This window comes from Odoribacter sp. AF15-53, assembly GCF_003479425.1.
Taxonomy (GTDB): Bacteria; Bacteroidota; Bacteroidia; order Bacteroidales; family Marinifilaceae; genus Butyricimonas.
The window spans coordinates 459841-476692 of sequence record NZ_QUHC01000001.1 but is presented as its reverse complement, the minus strand read 5'-3'; the positions used below and the strand labels follow the sequence as shown (position 1 = coordinate 476692).

General features: G+C 50.7%; 17 protein-coding genes. 3 read left to right on the top strand and 14 right to left on the bottom strand.

The genetic code is table 11. The features are described 5' to 3' along the window. The first annotated feature begins 41 nt into the window (after window positions 1–41). On the top strand, window positions 42–1652 hold the full coding sequence (locus tag DWW52_RS01925) for a fumarate hydratase (RefSeq protein ID WP_118713778.1): 1611 nt from the start codon (window positions 42–44) through the stop codon (window positions 1650–1652). Window positions 1653–1792: 140 nt separating this feature from the next. Here DWW52_RS01925 and rd read toward each other — a convergent pair whose 3' ends face one another. Beyond that, window positions 1793–1957, bottom strand: coding sequence for a rubredoxin (rd, locus tag DWW52_RS01920; RefSeq protein WP_065219960.1), 165 nt, complete (start codon window positions 1955–1957; stop codon window positions 1793–1795). 48 nt (window positions 1958–2005) lie between these two features. After that, the gene (locus DWW52_RS01915) at window positions 2006–3382 is read right to left on the bottom strand and encodes an aldehyde dehydrogenase (protein ID WP_118713777.1); all 1377 of its coding nucleotides are present in this window, start codon (window positions 3380–3382) and stop codon (window positions 2006–2008) included. Window positions 3383–3501: 119 nt separating this feature from the next. Here DWW52_RS01915 and DWW52_RS01910 point away from each other — a divergent pair, with 119 nt between their 5' ends. Next, entirely contained in the window at window positions 3502–4494 is a 993-nt protein-coding gene (locus DWW52_RS01910; protein WP_118713776.1) for a DMT family transporter, read from the top strand. 96 nt (window positions 4495–4590) lie between these two features. Here the strand turns inward: DWW52_RS01910 and DWW52_RS01905 are convergent, their stop codons facing one another. The 7 genes from DWW52_RS01905 to DWW52_RS01875 all read right to left on the bottom strand — a co-directional run bounded on the left by DWW52_RS01905 (window position 4591) and on the right by DWW52_RS01875 (window position 9677). Then, on the bottom strand, window positions 4591–5253 hold the full coding sequence (locus DWW52_RS01905) for an HD domain-containing protein (protein WP_118713775.1): 663 nt from the start codon (window positions 5251–5253) through the stop codon (window positions 4591–4593). Between the two features lie 12 nt (window positions 5254–5265). Then, entirely contained in the window at window positions 5266–5628 is a 363-nt protein-coding gene (locus DWW52_RS01900; protein ID WP_199691942.1) for an arsenate reductase family protein, read from the bottom strand. Beyond that, window positions 5628–6788 (bottom strand): nicotinate phosphoribosyltransferase, encoded by a 1161-nt coding sequence (pncB, locus tag DWW52_RS01895; RefSeq protein WP_118713773.1) that lies wholly within the window; start codon window positions 6786–6788, stop codon window positions 5628–5630. The genes DWW52_RS01900 and pncB overlap by 1 nt, the downstream gene beginning before the upstream one ends. A gap of 12 nt (window positions 6789–6800) precedes the next feature. After that, window positions 6801–7583 carry an isochorismatase family protein gene (locus tag DWW52_RS01890; protein ID WP_118713772.1) on the bottom strand — a complete coding sequence of 261 codons (783 nt, stop codon included), beginning with the start codon at window positions 7581–7583 and terminating at the stop codon, window positions 6801–6803. Window positions 7584–7587: 4 nt separating this feature from the next. Continuing rightward, window positions 7588–8184, bottom strand: a complete 597-nt coding sequence (locus DWW52_RS01885; protein WP_118713771.1) for a uracil-DNA glycosylase family protein — start codon at window positions 8182–8184, stop codon at window positions 7588–7590. 71 nt (window positions 8185–8255) lie between these two features. Continuing rightward, window positions 8256–8936, bottom strand: coding sequence for an SIMPL domain-containing protein (locus DWW52_RS01880; protein WP_118713770.1), 681 nt, complete (start codon window positions 8934–8936; stop codon window positions 8256–8258). A gap of 153 nt (window positions 8937–9089) precedes the next feature. Next, on the bottom strand, window positions 9090–9677 hold the full coding sequence (locus DWW52_RS01875; protein ID WP_118714284.1) for a flavin reductase family protein: 588 nt from the start codon (window positions 9675–9677) through the stop codon (window positions 9090–9092). Between the two features lie 611 nt (window positions 9678–10288). Between DWW52_RS01875 and DWW52_RS01865 the strand changes: the two genes are divergently transcribed. After that, entirely contained in the window at window positions 10289–12565 is a 2277-nt protein-coding gene (locus tag DWW52_RS01865; protein WP_118714283.1) for a PAS domain-containing sensor histidine kinase, read from the top strand. 131 nt (window positions 12566–12696) lie between these two features. Here the strand turns inward: DWW52_RS01865 and DWW52_RS01860 are convergent, their stop codons facing one another. The 5 genes from DWW52_RS01860 to DWW52_RS01840 form a co-directional block, all read right to left on the bottom strand. After that, the gene (locus tag DWW52_RS01860; protein WP_233556655.1) at window positions 12697–13302 is read right to left on the bottom strand and encodes a TlpA disulfide reductase family protein; all 606 of its coding nucleotides are present in this window, start codon (window positions 13300–13302) and stop codon (window positions 12697–12699) included. Between the two features lie 68 nt (window positions 13303–13370). After that, complete coding sequence (locus tag DWW52_RS01855) at window positions 13371–13976, bottom strand: TlpA disulfide reductase family protein (RefSeq protein ID WP_118713768.1); 606 nt, start codon at window positions 13974–13976, stop codon at window positions 13371–13373. Between the two features lie 15 nt (window positions 13977–13991). Next, window positions 13992–15704, bottom strand: coding sequence for a hypothetical protein (locus tag DWW52_RS01850; protein ID WP_118713767.1), 1713 nt, complete (start codon window positions 15702–15704; stop codon window positions 13992–13994). A 32-nt stretch (window positions 15705–15736) separates the two neighbouring features. Beyond that, window positions 15737–16297 (bottom strand): TlpA disulfide reductase family protein, encoded by a 561-nt coding sequence (locus DWW52_RS01845; protein WP_118713766.1) that lies wholly within the window; start codon window positions 16295–16297, stop codon window positions 15737–15739. A gap of 1 nt (window position 16298) precedes the next feature. After that, window positions 16299–16844, bottom strand: a complete 546-nt coding sequence (locus tag DWW52_RS01840) for a TlpA disulfide reductase family protein (RefSeq protein WP_233556653.1) — start codon at window positions 16842–16844, stop codon at window positions 16299–16301. Window positions 16845–16852: the final 8 nt, after the last annotated feature.

Sequence of the window (16852 nt, the reverse complement as noted above, 5' to 3'; positions counted from 1 at the left end):
TAGAAAACGAAAATATTTAGAACACTAAACAATAAAGAATCATGGCAGAATTCAAGTATCAGGAACCATTTCCAATTCAAAAAGACGAAACGGAATATCGTTTATTGACGAAGGACTACGTGAAGACCATAGAAGTCGAGGGAGGTAAAATATTAAAGATTCAAAAAGAAGGGCTTGAACTCCTCGCCCGGGAAGCATACACCGACGTGTCATTTTACCTGCGGGCTTCTCACTTGCAGAAACTGGCCAATATACTGAAAGACCCAGAAGCTAGCGACAACGACAAATTCGTGGCTCACACCATGTTGATGAACCAAGTCGTGACGGCGGAAGGAGAACTTCCCACCTGCCAGGACACGGGAACTGCCATCGCCATTGGTAAAAAAGGCGAGAATGTGTGGACCGACGGCAACGACGCCGAGGCTATCAGCAAGGGAGTATTCGAGACTTACCGAGATCGTAACCTGCGCTATTCACAGGTAGTCCCCTACACCATGTTCAACGAAAAGAACAGCGGAACCAACCTCCCGGCACAGATCGACCTCTACGCCACGAAAGGCAACAAATACGAGTTTCTATTCATCACCAAGGGCGGTGGCTCGGCTAACAAAACCTTTTTGTACCAGCAAACCAAAGCCCTGTTGAACGAGGAATCTCTCACGAAATTCATCAAGGACAAGGTGAAAGACCTGGGAACCTCCGCGTGTCCTCCCTACCACCTGGCCGTGGTGATCGGTGGCACGTCGGCCGAAGCCTGCTTGACTACCGTGAAAAAAGCCTCCGCGGGATATTACGACCATCTTCCCACTGAGGGGAACGAGGGCGGGCAAGCCTTCCGCGACCTGGAATGGGAAGCCAAAATCCAGAAGATATGCCAAGACATGGGTATCGGTGCGCAATTCGGCGGTAAATACTGGGTACACGACGTGCGTGTCATCCGTATGCCCCGTCATGCGGCTTCCTGTCCCGTGGGTATCGGCGTGAGCTGTAGTGCCGACCGGAACATCAAGGCCAAGATCACCGAAGACGGTATCTTCCTCGAACAACTGGAAAAGAACCCGGCCCGTTTCCTACCGGCCGAAAACCCGGCGCTGGCTCCTGCCGTGAACATCGACCTCGACCAACCCATGGAAAACGTGTTGAAAGAACTAAGCAAATACCCGGTAAAAACCCGCCTGAACCTGTCGGGAACTCTGATCGTGGCCCGCGACATCGCTCACGCCCGGATCAAAGCCATGCTGGATGAGGGGAAACCCATGCCGGAATACTTCAAGAACCACCCGATCTATTACGCCGGACCGGCCAAAACCCCGAAAGGAATGGCATCCGGTAGCTTCGGACCGACCACGGCCGGACGCATGGACCCGTACGTTGACCTCTTCCAGGATCACGGCGGATCAATGATCATGGTTGCCAAAGGAAATCGTTCACAAGCCGTCACCGACGCCTGCAAGAAACACGGAGGCTTCTACCTCGGTTCCATCGGGGGCCCGGCAGCGATCCTCGCAAAAGAAAGCATCAAATCGGTAGAGATCGTCGCTTTTGAAGAATTAGGCATGGAAGCTATCCGCAAAATCCGGGTAGAAAACTTCCCGGCATTCATCATCGTCGATGACAAGGGAAATGACTTCTTCGCAGAATGGAGCCATTGAGTTTATAAGGTTCATAAAGTTACAGGTGTCCTTCTGACAGGATTTATTGGCAGTTCAATCTGCCGCCCCGCAGGGTTCCAACAACCTTATAAACCTTACAAACCGGAATAAAAAATGGGAAGTTTTAAACTTCCCATTTTTTATTCCTCAACCGGCTCAAAATCCTCTTTACCAACGCCGCAAAGCGGGCAAACCCAATCTTCCGGTATATCCTCAAAAGCAGTTCCGGGTGCTATTCCACCATCAGGATCCCCAACCGCAGGATCATAAATATAACTACATACTGTGCAAATGTACTTTTTCATAGCATAAATATTTAAAAGTTTCAACAAATATAATAAACTCACCAGACATTACATGAATTTTTTCAACAAATTCAAATGTTTATACGGGGCATAACGAAAAGGGTTATCAAAAAACGTAAAAGATTTCACGACGGAACGCAAATTACTGAAAAGTTCGAAACTCGCCTTCCCGTGATACTTCCCCATCCCGCTCATCCCCACGCCTCCGAAAGGCAAACGGGGATTCGCCAGGTGGACAAGCATGTCATTCACGCAAGCCCCTCCCGAACTCGTGCGGGCCAGCACTTCGCAGGCCTCCCGCCGGGGGCCGAAATAATAGAGTGCCAGCGGTTTATCCCGCCCGTTCACGAAACGGATCGCCTCCCCCACCTCCCGGTAAGTCAGCACGGGCAACAGGGGACCGAAAATCTCCTCCCGCATGACGGGACTGTCGCTCTCCACCTCGATCAACACTGTCGGGGCAACGTACCTCTCCTCGATCCTCACCTCGCCCCCGATCACTACCTGTCCCGACGAACTCATCAAGCGTGCCAGTCGCTCCGTTCCCGCCCGGTGGACGATCCGCGGGTAATCGGGACTCCGGTAAGGATCGTCCCCGTAAAAACGCCCGATCGCCCGTTTCATGGCCTCGACAAACGCCGTCCGTTGCTCCTCGTGCACCAGCACGTAATCCGGGGCAACACACGTTTGCCCGGCGTTAACAAACTTTCCCCACACCACGCGGCGAGCCGCAATCTCCAGATCCGCCTCCCGTCCCACGATACAAGGACTCTTCCCTCCCAACTCCAGCGTCACCGGGGTCAGGTGCCTCGCCGCCGCCTCCATCACGTGCCGCCCGAACCGGGACCCACCCGTGAAAAATATATAATCAAAACGTTCCCGCAACAACTCCTCAACCACCTCCCCATCTCCCTCGAACACGGCCACGTGTCCCGGTTCAAAAACGGAATCCACGATCTCCCGGATCACTCCCGTCGTCGTCGGGGCGAAAGGCGACGGCTTCAATAACACGCAATTCCCCGCCGAAACGGCCCCGATCAAAGGTTCTAGCAACAACAGAAAAGGATAATTCCAAGGTGCAATAACCAACACCACCCCGTACGGCTCGTGTAACACCCGGCTCCTCGACGGCCAAAAAGCCAGCGGGGTAGCCACCCGTTGCTCCCTCGTCCAACGCCCCAAACGCCTCACGTGATAATCAATCTCACCCAGCACCATCCCGATCTCCGTCAAGTAAGCCTCACCCTCCGACTTTCCCAAATCACTCCACAACGCAGCGTTCACCCGTTCCACCCGTTCCCGTATCGCCTGTCTCAACGCTTTCAGTCGCCCGACCCGGTACGCAACATCCCGTGTCACCCCCGTTTCGAAAAACTCCCTCGAACTCCTCGTATATCTCATCTCCTTTACTTCCGGTTCAATCATAATTCAGTCCCCCCGTGTTTTAGGTTGTTATAAATACTAAAACAAAGGTATATTTTATTTTGACAAAAAACCTTTTCCCGGACGAATCGTTATATCCCAGGAACACAAGAAAAGGAAACATGAAAATAGGAGCTTTATATGCCTTACTATCCATCATCACCTGGTCGGTCATCAGCGTCATCACCCGCTTCTGCTTGTTGAACTACGACGCCAACATACTAGTTTTCGCCTCGATGCAGATTTTCGCCGGGGGCGTGGCGTTATTGCTGATCCGTAAACCCGTGACCGCACAAGGGTGGAAAGCGGGCGTCGGCTACTCGTGGTTGTACACCCTGTTACAGATACTCCGCAACTTCTTCCTTGCGGCCGTCTACCTGTATATCACCAGCACGGAAACCAGCCTCCTCATCAACATAGAAGTAGTCGTTACGGCCATCCTCGCCTACATCTTCTTCAAGCGCAAACCACACAGCAGCGACATCGTGGGAATGCTGGTCATCACCGTCGGCATCGTCCTGTTCATCCGCTCCCTGCCGGAGGCCATCCAGTTGCGGGTAAGCATACTCGTCTCCCTCGCTGTCCTAGCGAGCTGCACACGGGCTATCGTGGTCGAGAAAACCACCGTGGCCAGCCCAAACACCACCGTCCGCCAGAAATGCGGGATCTCCGGGTTCACCATGTTCTGGGGAGGCACGGCGGTGATGATCCTCCTGATACTGATCGCTCTGGCGGAACACTTCTTCGCCAAAGAACTCCTCGCAATCCCCTTCTCGCTACTCTACCTGCCCCGCCTCGACGAGATATTCCACCCGACGACCATCATTGCCGCCTGCATCACGGGATTCTTCCTAACTTCCGTGTCAACCTACCTCTACTACGCCACGCTACAAACGGCCACAGCCGAAACGTTCATGACGTTTAGAGCTTTCCAACCCATGATGACCTTCGGCCTCGAAGCGTGGATCGCTGTCTACTCGATCGACCTCCGTCCCGACCTCGACACGCGCGACTACATCCTTGCCTGCATCATCATCCTCGGCTCGCTACTTATATTAATCATGCCCCCGAAACGCGTGGAAGACAACCGCTCCAAACAGTACATGACCGACTAACAACAGGTATCCTTCGGACCGTGTTTAAACGGTAGCTCGTACTAACATTGACAAAGCGCCCCGCAGGAATCCTCGAACTTTATAAACGTTACAGAATTACAGCAGTCTTTGCCCGTTGATCACCAGTTCGAAATGAATTTTCAGGAACTCGGCTGCCTTACGGCTTAATAGCATGCGCCCGAGGAAAATCTCGAAATAATCCATCACGGCGGAAATAGAGGTATCAATCTTCAGGTCGAGGATAATGGCCGAATGATCGTCGTTAAAATAAATGCTAGACTCCTCCACGGCATAATTCACCCGGTCGTGGATATCGAAACTGGAAAAATCCCGGTTACGTACCCTCGTCCGCCGCACGTCCGTCTTGTCCGCCAGGATCAACGCTGCCGCAATAGGATTCACCGCCGCGGCAGTACCCTCGTCGTGGTTACCGATAGCACTGATCACCTGGGCGATCTCCCCCGGATCCATCCCCATGCGATCCAGCAGGCGAAACGCCATCACCGCCCCGCTCTGGGCATGATCAATGCGGTTCACGATATTCCCTATATCGTGCATGTACCCGGCAATCTTGGCCAGCTCGGCCGTGCGCCTCGGGTAATTCAACGTCAATAAAATCATCTCCGCCATCGTAGCCGTCTTCACCACGTGCGGGAACGAATGCTCCGTGTAGCCGAGGGCACACAACGCCTTGTCGGCCTCCGTGATATAACACTTTATACTCTCGTCGTTCCGAATATCCTCGTATGTAACCAACATAAAAACGTATTATTATTTTTGTAACACCTTTTCCCACTCTTCCGGCTTGAAGCCCACCAGCACGAAATCCTCGCCCACTAGCAGGGGACGCTTCACCAGCTTCCCGTCTGACGCCAGCAGCTCCAACTGCCCCGCCTCGCTCATCCCATCGAGCTTGTCCTTCAACTGCATGGACTTGTAGACCAAACCGCTTGTGTTAAAGAACTTCCGCAAAGGCAAACCACCTCGCACCCCCCACTCCCGCAACTCGTCGATCGTCGGGCGATCGTCCACGATATGTCGATCCGCATAACACACTCCATGCTCGTCCAACCACTTCCGGGCCTTCCGGCAAGTACCGCATGCCGGGTACTCCAAAAACAAACATTCCTTCATTATTTCAATCTTAACATTCTCAAACATAAATCTATCTCGTCCGGATCGCCCGTGTGCTTCCCGGCAACGTCCGACAATTTCACGGTAGGCAGGAACTCCCCGCTCCCTTTCGGCCGGCACTCAAACAATTTGATCACCATATTCAGGGGCTTCACCCCCACATCATTGGTGATATAAGTGCCGATCCCGTACACGTCGTGCAAACGTCCGGCCACGAACGCCTTGATCTTCCGTACCCCCTCCAGATCGAGGGCATCGCTGTACACGACAGTCTTCGTCCTCGGGTCCACGCGGTGAAGGCGATAGTGTTCTAGGGCCTTCTCGGTGAACTCGAAAGGATCGCCGCTATCCCAGCGCAAGCCGTCGAACAGCTTGGCGTACTTCGTGTTGAAACTGGCGAAAAAATTATCAGAAGTGTACGTATCGGCCAAGGCGATCCCCAAGTAACCGTCGTACACGTCCACCCAGTTCTCCAACGCCAGCGCGTTCGCCGAACGGTAACCGTAATGCGCCCCGTGGTACATGAACCACTCGTGCGGGTGAGTTCCCATCGGGGTCAGGTTGTACTTCATGGCAAAATAAACGTTGCTCGTCCCGTTCAACAACCCCTTCATGTTCTCTTTCAGGATACCGATCACCCGGTCTTGCACATCGAACGAGAATCTCCGGCGGGTGCCGAACTCCGACAACTCGGCCCCCATGTCGACGAAAGCGTCGGCCTTCTCGATGGCCTTCCGTTCCCAATCATGGGGTTCCTGTCCCGTCATCTGGTAGTACAACTCCGAGATCATCGCCATCAGGGGCACTTCCCACAAAACGGTCCGGTACCACGCCCCCCGGATTTCCACGTCCAGACGGCCCCCATCCTGACTCACCGTCACCTCAGCCGGGTTAAAACGAAACCCTTTCAGGAGGTCGAAAAACACCGAATCGAAATAGTAACACTTCGCCCGCATGAAACGCTCGTTGTCACGGGATAGCACCACGTCGGCCATCGCGTCGACCTCTTCCCGCAAAGCGGCGGCAAACCCCGGGGGGAAAACCGTGTTCCCCCGGTTCACGAAACGATAGACGACTTCCGAGTCCGGAAACTTCTTCTGGATAGCGTTCATCGTCGTGAACTTATACAAATCGTTATCTAAAAAATCATGAATAATCATACTATCCCCCTTTCACGAAAACAACAAAGATTCCGACTTCACGAAACGGGCTCCCATCCGGGCGGCCTTCTCATAAATAGGGATTGCCAAATCCTCGCATCCCCGTATATTACTTGTGCAATCCTCCAAGATCACCAGCTTCCGCACGATGTCGGGGTAATCGAACAACTGCTTCAACGTGTTGGCTACGCAATGGCTCCTCGCCTCTCCCGCTATCCAGATCACGTCGTGGCATTCAAGTTCCTCTTTCAACTTCACGTTAAACATTGTGTCCGGGGCGTTCGCCAACGGGACATTCGCCCGGAAAGCCCCGAAAAACTCGGTCGAGGGATTCAACGCCTTTTCCACCACCTCGTAATACTTCCCTCCACGCGCCCAAACCGTCACCGCCTCCATCAACACGGGGATGATCGCAGCCCCCTCGCTCCCATGCAAACAATGCTCCGGCCAGATCATGTGCTTGTATTCCCCCGTCTCGATCAACCGACGCAGGTAATCGATCACTTCGTCCTTGTTCCCGAAAGGCGTCCACTCGCCCGACACCACGTCCCACCACGAGATGGTCGTGAACGATGCGGGATGCTCGCCCTTGGCGTTCTTCCAGTAAGCCGGGTGGGCAATATCCATCACGTGGTGCTGGTCGGCCGTCAGTATAATCTTGTCAATATCATTCTCTCGCTCCCGGATCAGGAGGCTCAATCGCTCGGCGTCCTTCTCCGCCCCCGGCACGTAAAGCGAACCGGTAGGCAAGCAAAAATCGTTTTGCATATCCACGATAAAAAGTACCGTCTTCATCTTCCTACAACATTCCTAAATCATGAAACATCACCCGATACACCCCCGCTTTCTCCTCCAAAGGCTTCGGGTAAGCCCGGGAAGACGAGGGCATCCGGTACAACCGTAAAGCCCTCCCTTTATACATAAAATCGCAGAACCCTCCCACCCGGGGAGATTCGGCTCCCACGATCTCCAACAACGTGTCGGTCGCCTTCTGGCCTGTGGTCACAATGGCCCGGCAGCCTGGGATCCGTTCGAGAATAGCGTCCAGATCCACCGGGGTAACCACCTCCAGGAACTGATCGGACGCATTCCCCTTGTGACGGATAATCTCCGTCGCCGTGTCGAACAGGGCCACGCCCGTCTCCTGCAGGAAGGCCACGAGCCGATCCCGGCTAAAAGCCTTCCGTCCCTCCTCCAGGAAATAATCCTTATCCCCGAAAAAGAGCAAACCGTATATTCTCCACATATCGTTTTGCAAGTTCGGGTAGTAGAATTCCATCGACCACCTCGCCCGTGGGGGAGGAAAACTCCCCAGCATCAAAAGCCGGGCATTCCCCGGTAAAAACGGCTCTAACGGATGCCGCTCCGTAACCTTCTCAATCTCTTTTTCTATCATCTTCTTACCAACTCTTCATTCTCCGGTACCCGCCCCACGAGCTTTCGCCCGGTAAACGGGACTACCGTATCTTATCGTGCCAATAATTTAAATCTCACCTGTATCGTTCCCTGCAAAGCGATCTTCTCGAAATCGATACCGGGCTCCTCGCCTCTCATAGCATTCATGGCCACGTTCGAGAATTGTCCGGCAAAACCGCCCCAACGCTCTTCACCGATATAAATTGCGGCCCCGATGTACTGCCCGATAGCCGCCGCCAACGCCTCGGCCTTCTCCTTCGCGACCTTGATAGCATCCACCTTGATGTCCCGGCGGAACTTCTCCATCTGGGAATGATCCACCCGGTCGATCTCGGCATCCACGCCCCCCATCACTTCCAGCCCGGCAAACACGCGGTCCAGAGTCTTCACGTCATGCACGAGCAGGATGTACTCCTTTTTCATCTTCAACGGTCCACTTTTCAGTTTATAACGATTGCCCGACATACTCCGCACGGACAAATCCTTCTTCACGTCGATCCCGGCCTTCTGCAACACGGCAAACAGTTTCTTCTCCTGTTGCTCCAACTCCGTCTTGCTCCTCTGTTCTTTATCCCGCAACACAATCTTCACGTAAATCTCGTCCGGCACGACCTCCATAACTGCCGTACCGTACACCTCGATATAATCACGCTTCTCCTCATCCCGGTTCTGCGCTATCGCGCAAGTCAATATCCCCAAGAACAGGCCGACTAACAATAACATCTTTTTCATAAGCAATAAGTTTTTAGTTAGATACGCAAGTTACAACATTCTCGTTATCTTTTATCACTCTTTTTCTCTTTTTTTCAATAGATACAAGAACAAAAAAACACGAGACATCCCGCACGTCGACGCTAGAAATAAAAACCCCGCGGAAAATAAAACTCATGTTCTTTTGTTCCTCTGTCTTTTCTTTTTCTCCACCGACCAACCGAACTTGCCGATCTTTTTCCCCAGTTCGAAATAGCCGCCGTGCAAATACACCAGAGGATCAGCTTCCGCCAACTCGAACTTACCCGTCTCCGGGTCCAAGTAACGATCGTCAGCCTGCACGTTTACCACGTCAGCAATAAACATATGGTGCGATCCCAACGGCACGATCTCCCTCACCCGGCACTCGATCGAGACGGGCGATTCCTCGATAATCGGAGCCTTGACCACCCCGGCTTTTCCCGGTGTCAGGTGCATCTCCTCGAACTTGTTGTAATCCCTCCCCGAACGCACGCCACACCAATCGGTGGCATACGCCATGTCTTTCGTCGTGAGATTGATCACGAACTCCATGTTCCGTTGAATAATCGGGTAAGAATACCGCTCCGGCCGTACCGAAATGTAACACATCGGCGGATTCGTACACAAAGTGCCCGTCCATGCCACTGTCAGCACGGCATATTCTTCCGGCACACTCCCGCAAGTCACCAGCACGGCAGGCAAAGGATATATCATATTTCCCGGTTTCCAGTTATGTTTCATCATCATCAAGTTTACGCCTCAAAGATACCTAAAATAAAAAAACTGCCAAACAGACAGTCCGGAAGTAAAAGTCCATAAAGTCCGTAAAATCACGGGTGTCCTCCGGACTGTATTTAACGGCAACTCCAGCAGCCATAGACAAAGCGCCCGCAGGGGTCCACGGACCTTATGGACTTTATAGACCTTATGGACTTTACGGACTTATTGCCCCCTTCTGGCACGAACTTTGCGTATACCCCGCACGAATAGGACCAGCTATTTTTAATAACCGATCTCTACTCATTATATAACTTATTATTTAAACATTTAAATTATAGGAGGTTTTATCATGGGTGCAGCCGGAAACAAAAAACCGAAGAAAAGCAAAAACAAAAAAGACGTACCATCTTACGTGAGCGAAGAATTAGCACACGAAACACCGCTTAAAAACAAGAAGCACAAATAGGTACATCCGTGGGAATGAAGAGGAGAGCTTTTCAAACTCCCTCTTCCCTGTTTCAAAAACTTACATTCAATTTATTCCCTCCAAGGCCTTCATTTCAAACGAGACGAGAAACATTATTTCGCGAATATTCTTATCTTTGTATCCCTATTCATGAATGTTGGCGTCTATGATAAAAATTTCTCAAATCGGAACGTACATTACCTGTCTCTTTTTCTGTCTCGCATGGCAGGTATCCCCGGCTCACGCAGATCAATACAAAATTGCCCTCATTCATTCCTACGAAGAAGGATATATTGACGCGAAAAGAACTCTCGAAATATTGAAAGACGAATTACGTGCCAACGGCTTGAAATGCGATATCCGGGAATACTTCCTGCATTGTGAAGAATACGAAGAAGCCCCCGAAAACGAACGCATGTCACTTTTTATCGACAACCTCTCCTCGTGGGGGGCAGATCTGGTAGCCGTGCTTGACGACCAGGCGACTTACGCCTTGATGGCATGCAACAATCCCCGGATTCGTCGCGTTCCCGTCGTGTTCGGCGGGGTAAACTTTCCCAACGAAGGCCTCCTGAAACAATATCCCAACGTCACCGGTCACGTGGATTTTCCCGATTATTGCCGCACGAGTCACATGATAGAACGCATCATGGGACCGTCACGTATCTGCCTATTGAACGGGATGACCTACCTCGATCGCAAAATATGGGAAGCCCTGAATGAACAATGCGAGGGGAAAATTGATATTTCCAGTCAGGGATTATCAAACCACGTGAAAAGACACGCCGCGAACAAAGAAGAACTGAACATCCTGCCCACCGGGGAAAAATACGAGAACGAAACCATCAACAAGACCAGGATCATAAGAATGGAGAGTGATCTCATGGCGATCCGTGATTTGATGTGGGTTGGTCGCGGAAGTCACACCACGTTCCTTCTTACCAAACGGGACTACACGACCCGGAACGCCGCCGCCCTGTTCAGTAATCCCAGCTTCGCAACGATCAACGAGGGGTTTGGGGTTCAAGATAACCTGCTCGGTGGATATTTCGCCCCGCTCGAAACGCAATTAAAAGACATGGCCACGGCTATCAAGGAAAGACTCCGGGGCCAAATGCCGAATCAACAAGTAAGCTCGTACGACAAACAGTACGTTCTGAACTGGCACATGCTGGAAAAGTATGAAATTCCCACCAGTAGCATTCCCCAAGAGTATATCATCATGTATATACCCTTCACCGAGCGGTATCATTATTTTATACTCTACGGCTCAATCCTACTCGGCATCATCGTGTTGGCTATTATCATCCTCCTTTCGATCAGCTATTTACGCGAACGCAAACGTAAACGCGAAGCCCTGCATAACCTGCAATACGAACACGAGACCCTATGTCTCGCCATCGAAGGCGGGGCCACTTACGTGTGGCGATTGGAAGAGGATGCAATCATCTGCGACTCGCAATTCCTCGAATTAATCCACCATCCCAACGATCGTATCGCGTTGGCAAAACTCCTCACGTTCATCCATCCCGAAGACCGGGATCGATTCCAAAGAAACTACGCCCAAATCCGGAATCATCCCCAATATAAAGGACAATACCGGTGCAGTTTCAGCGGCGAGTACCAATGGTGGGAAATCCGTTACAACACGATCAACACCGCGGGGCATGCCCCGCTCATAACTTGTTTGTTGCAAAACATCCAGGAAGTCAAAGACCGGGAAGAAGAATTAATCCAAGCCCGTAAACTGGCAGAACGTGCCGAATTAAAACAATCGTTCCTCAACAACATGAGCCACGAAATCCGCACCCCGCTCAATGCCATCGTCGGGTTCTCGAACATGCTAACCAGCGATCCCGATCTCTCGGAAGAAGAAAAACAGGAGTTTAACACGATCATCAACACGAACACCGACCTGTTATTGAAGCTAGTGAACGACGTGCTGGAATTGTCTCGTATCGAATCGGGGTCACTCTCCTTTCATATCAAAGAAGAGAGCGTGCGTGACATGCTCGAATCCTTCTACCAGACCTACCATTTCCAAGTACATCCACCACTGGAGTTCATCAAGGACTTCCCCGACGAGGATATCACGCTACACATTGACGCCATGCGCTTGCAACAAGTGATCACCAACTTCCTGAACAACGCTAATAAATTCACCTCATCCGGCTACCTCAAACTGGGTTATTACTGCCGTACCGAAGAAAATCACGTGTATATTTACGTGGAAGACACCGGAAAAGGCATCCCGGCCACGGAACTGGAAATGGTGTTCGAACGTTTCTACAAACGGGACGAATTCGCACAAGGTGTCGGGTTGGGACTATCCATCTGCCGCGGCATCGTGGAACGCATGAACGGACGAATCGAAGTCTCATCGGAAGAAGGAAAAGGAAGCCGCTTCACGGTCGTGCTACCCATTCAACTGACTGACAATTAAAAAGAGGCCAAGTTATAAACCCGGCCTCGTTGAAACAAATCAATCATTTAATTGATATCCAGATACTTGTAAAAAAAACAAGCATCCGAGTGTTCTATTTTAACCTTGATACGAAAATCCGTTCCTAGTCATCAAATTCCCGGCAAAGCCAGAAGAGTCTTTTCCGTCTCCGGATCGGAAGGACGTGTCATGAGCGAGTTCACGAACTTTCCCTCTTTATCTAACAAAATAAAACGAGGGATCAGCGAGACTAAATAGTCTTGCCAGAAAGTCGTATCTTTACCCATGCACAACTGAATACCTTTCAATTTATCCTTCTTCACCATTTTTTTCCATACCTCGATATCCTTATCACAGGAAAGGCTCACGAAAACGATTTTTTTCTTCGACAGCTTCTTCTCCAGTTTCTTCAAAAAGGGAATCTCCTGGCAGCAAGGATCGCACCACGTTGCCCACACGTCAATATACACGTATTTTCCCCTGAAATCCTTCAACGAATAGACTTTCCCTTTCTGGTTTGGAAATTCAAAATCCGGTGCGGTCATTCCCGCGAGTAATTCATTTTTCACTTTATCCCCAGCCTCTTTGCTCTGATTTTCTATGGCATCCAAGACCATTTTAAGCATCGCTTTTCTCGGCTGCGTCGTGTCTATTTTCTCTTTTACCTCTTGCGCCGATAATAACAAAGGGAAGCAAAGCAGGAAAAGTAAACTACATAATTTTATCATTTTTAACATAATATCTGATTTCATTTATTCTTCTGCAAAAAAATCAATTCAAAAAATAATCATGAATGGAAACTTGTTCAAATTCCCGGCAGAGCCAGCAGAGTCTTTTCCGTCCGCGGGTCGGAAGGAGGTGTCATGTACACGTTCACGATCTTTCCTTCTTTGTCCAACAGGATAAAACGCGGGATAGCCGTGATCCCGTAAGCATCCCGGAACTTCATATCCTTGCCCATACACAACTGCACTCCTCCCAACGTATCCTTCGCCACCATTTTTTTCCATACCGCCACATCCTTGTCGCAAGAAAGACTCACGAAGACGATCTTCTTCTTCTCCATCTTCTTTTCCAGTTTCTTCAAGGAAGGAATCTCTTTGCAACAGGGACCGCACCACGTTGCCCACACGTCGATATACACGTATTTCCCCTTGAAATCCTTCAACGAATAGATATTCCCCTCGATATCCGGGTATTTAAAGTCCGGTGCCTCCGAACCAACGGACAGTTTCGCCTTCACTTTATCCTCGACTTTTTTTGCCTGGTTGGACAAGGCTTCCATCACCATATCAAATGTCAATTCTTTCGTCTTCACCGTGTCTTTTTTCTCTTTCGCTTCCTGCGCCGACAAGAACAATGGAAAGCAAAACAGGCTGATCAAACTACATAAACTTATCTTTTTCATCATGATTCCTGGTTTTATTTATTTTTTTACAGAGAGAACCACCTCGTACGTCTGGTTGGGTTCAAAGAAACAATCGTGGATAAATATAAAATTCTCGTTCACCTCGACAACCCCCTCGAATGCCAGCTTCTTGGCTAATTTCGGGTTATTCAGTCTTTCCGGGAAAAAGTAAGAGAAAGGCAGGCGTCCCAAGGTAGTACTGTTAAACATAGTCGTCTTCTCCTTGTAATAATTACCTGAAATTTGCCGACGGTCGAACCGGCTGTCGGTCTGAATCGTCAGCACGTACTTGTTCCCTTTCCGTTCCGTGGTCACCTTGTAATGCAAATCTTCCGGTGACGCTTGCAAGCGGGCGTCCCATTTCGGGTCACCGTAATACACGAACGCATCCCGGTCATACAGGTAGCCCATCTGGTCAAGGGTGACCATGTCCGCCCCGATAGCCTTCGTGACCTCGGCGACGTTACTCTCCCAATCCCGGTTCACATCGTCGGTTTCCGGGTAATCCACGTCCTGGAACTTCGGGTTCCAATCGTTCAGGCGGCTCAATATAAATTGCATATTCATAAATACCGCCTCGGCAAACGTGTAGCGTCCGGGGTTGAAAATCCAGAGTTTCCACGTTCCCCATCCGGCTTGCTCGTGCCATTGCCGCTTGCAGTAACCTGCCAATGCGCTCACGTTCCCGTCCTTCATCCAGGCAGTCACTTGATTATCCGCCTTGCCAAAGGTCGCACCGCCATAATATCCGGTAGCCAGATACACCCTGCGATTCTCTCCCCGCGGAAAATACTCCGGTCCCTGCTTAAAATCCAAGAACAATTTGCCTTCTTTCGCGCGTACCACCTCATCTACCCCGCGGTGAAGCGTTGTATAATCTACACCATAGGAAGAAGTCAACAAAAACTCCGGATCCAACTGTTTGTACAGATCCAGGAACTTGAACAGGATCGAATCCACCTCGATTTCATGCCGCGTCAACGTATCCTGCTCGCGTGTTTTTTCTTCCCATGCCGTCATGGTTTTAATTTTCGTCTTTGCACTATTAGCTTGTATTTTGGCGTTAATTTCCTTCACCAGATTGGTCAGTGAATCGCTCACGGGCTGATTCGTTTCGCTCTTTTCTTTTATCACCTCGTTCAACTGCTTCAATTGTTCAATAAGCACGGGATCCGCGTTTTTAAACGCCTCTCTTATGCCCTTAAACATATCTCTCTGCACATCCTGGCTGATCACGCCACATTTGTCGAAACACGAGGTGTACTCCATTTCCTGAGCCGTACTCAATGCCGTGCGAATCACCATCGGCGTCCGGGCATCCTCCACCACACGCAACGCGCTCTCCGCGTCATACCCCGTGATCATCCCCCACAAGAAAGCCTCGAAGATTCCGGAACCCGCTTCCCGGCTCACCCGGTGCATCTTTCGGATATACTCCGGGGTGATATTCTCCGGTTTCTCTACCACGGCTACGTACCGGGGATGAGCTTTCTTCAAAGGCTCCAGCACCTCACCCGGCAATTTGTCAAAAGGGATAACCAAAGCATCATGCAACGTTTGCAATGCCTCGACCACCTTGTTCCAGGCGGCGTCATCCTGTACCGCCTTGCTCACCAGCACCACGTACTCGCTTTTCCCGCCCTTCACGTCTTTTTTGGCGGAAGCGGGTACGGAAAACAAGAACACGGATAATAGCAATATACACCCGAATAAATCAAATCTTTTTCTCATTCTATCCTATTTAATAATTTCCAATCCTATTTTCAGATACCCTCCAATTCCGACAAGGTTTTTTCCGCTTGCGGCTCGGATGGCATACTGAAATTCACATCCAGTATCCGCCCTTTCTTATCCAGCAGGATAAAACGGGGAATCGCCACGACTCCGAAATCAGCCAGAAGCGGGGTATCCTCTCCCTCCGGGCATATCCATTGCGGGATTCGCTTCTTCTCGGCTTTCATGGTTCGTAACCAGGCTTCCCGGTGCTTATCCACGGAAACACACACGAACACGATATTCTTGTTATGAAACCTCTCTTCCAGTTCCTCGAAATAAGGCGTCTGCTCGACACACGCGCCGCACCACGTCGCCCAAATATCGATGTACACGTATTTCCCCCGGAACTTCTTCAATGACACCCGCTTTCCCTCCACATCCTTGAACTCGTAATTCGGCATAATATCCCCTTTTTTCAGTAAAACAGCTTTCTTGGCATCCGTTTTCCGGGTCATCGTGTCCCGTTGCGGGGAATTTGCTTTCACGCACGTTCCCGTCACGACCAGGGCAAGAACGAAAACGATTTTTATCCAAATACTCTTTTTCATATCAAATACCTTTTAATGCTTTTAAAGTCTTCTCGGTCTTCGGGTCGGAAGGTCTTGTCATATCCGGATTGACCACCTTGCCTTTCTTATCTATCAGGATAAAACGGGGGATGCCTTGCACCCCGTAAGCCTCCTGGAAGCGACGGTTACAGTCGAAATTCAACTGTACTCCCTCCATCTTGTTCTGGCGGAGGTAATTCAGCCACTCCTCCATATCCTCGTCGCAGGAGATACTCACGAAAACAATCTTTTTCCCCTTGAACAATTTTTCCAACCGTTGCAGGTGGGGAATCTCCGCCACGCAAGGCGAACACCACGTTGCCCAGAGATCGACGTACACGTACTTTCCCTTGAAACTTTTCAATGAAACCAACCGGTTGTTCGTGTCCACCGCCATAAAATCCGGCGAAGCATCACCCCGTTTCAATTTCCCGGTATCCGCACCCGCTTCACGCTTTGCCGATACCCGCTCTTCCTTGTCTTTCCCGGCTGCCAGGGAGCACCCGACTCCCGACAGCAGGAACAACCAAATTAAAAATACTTTCATACTCATAT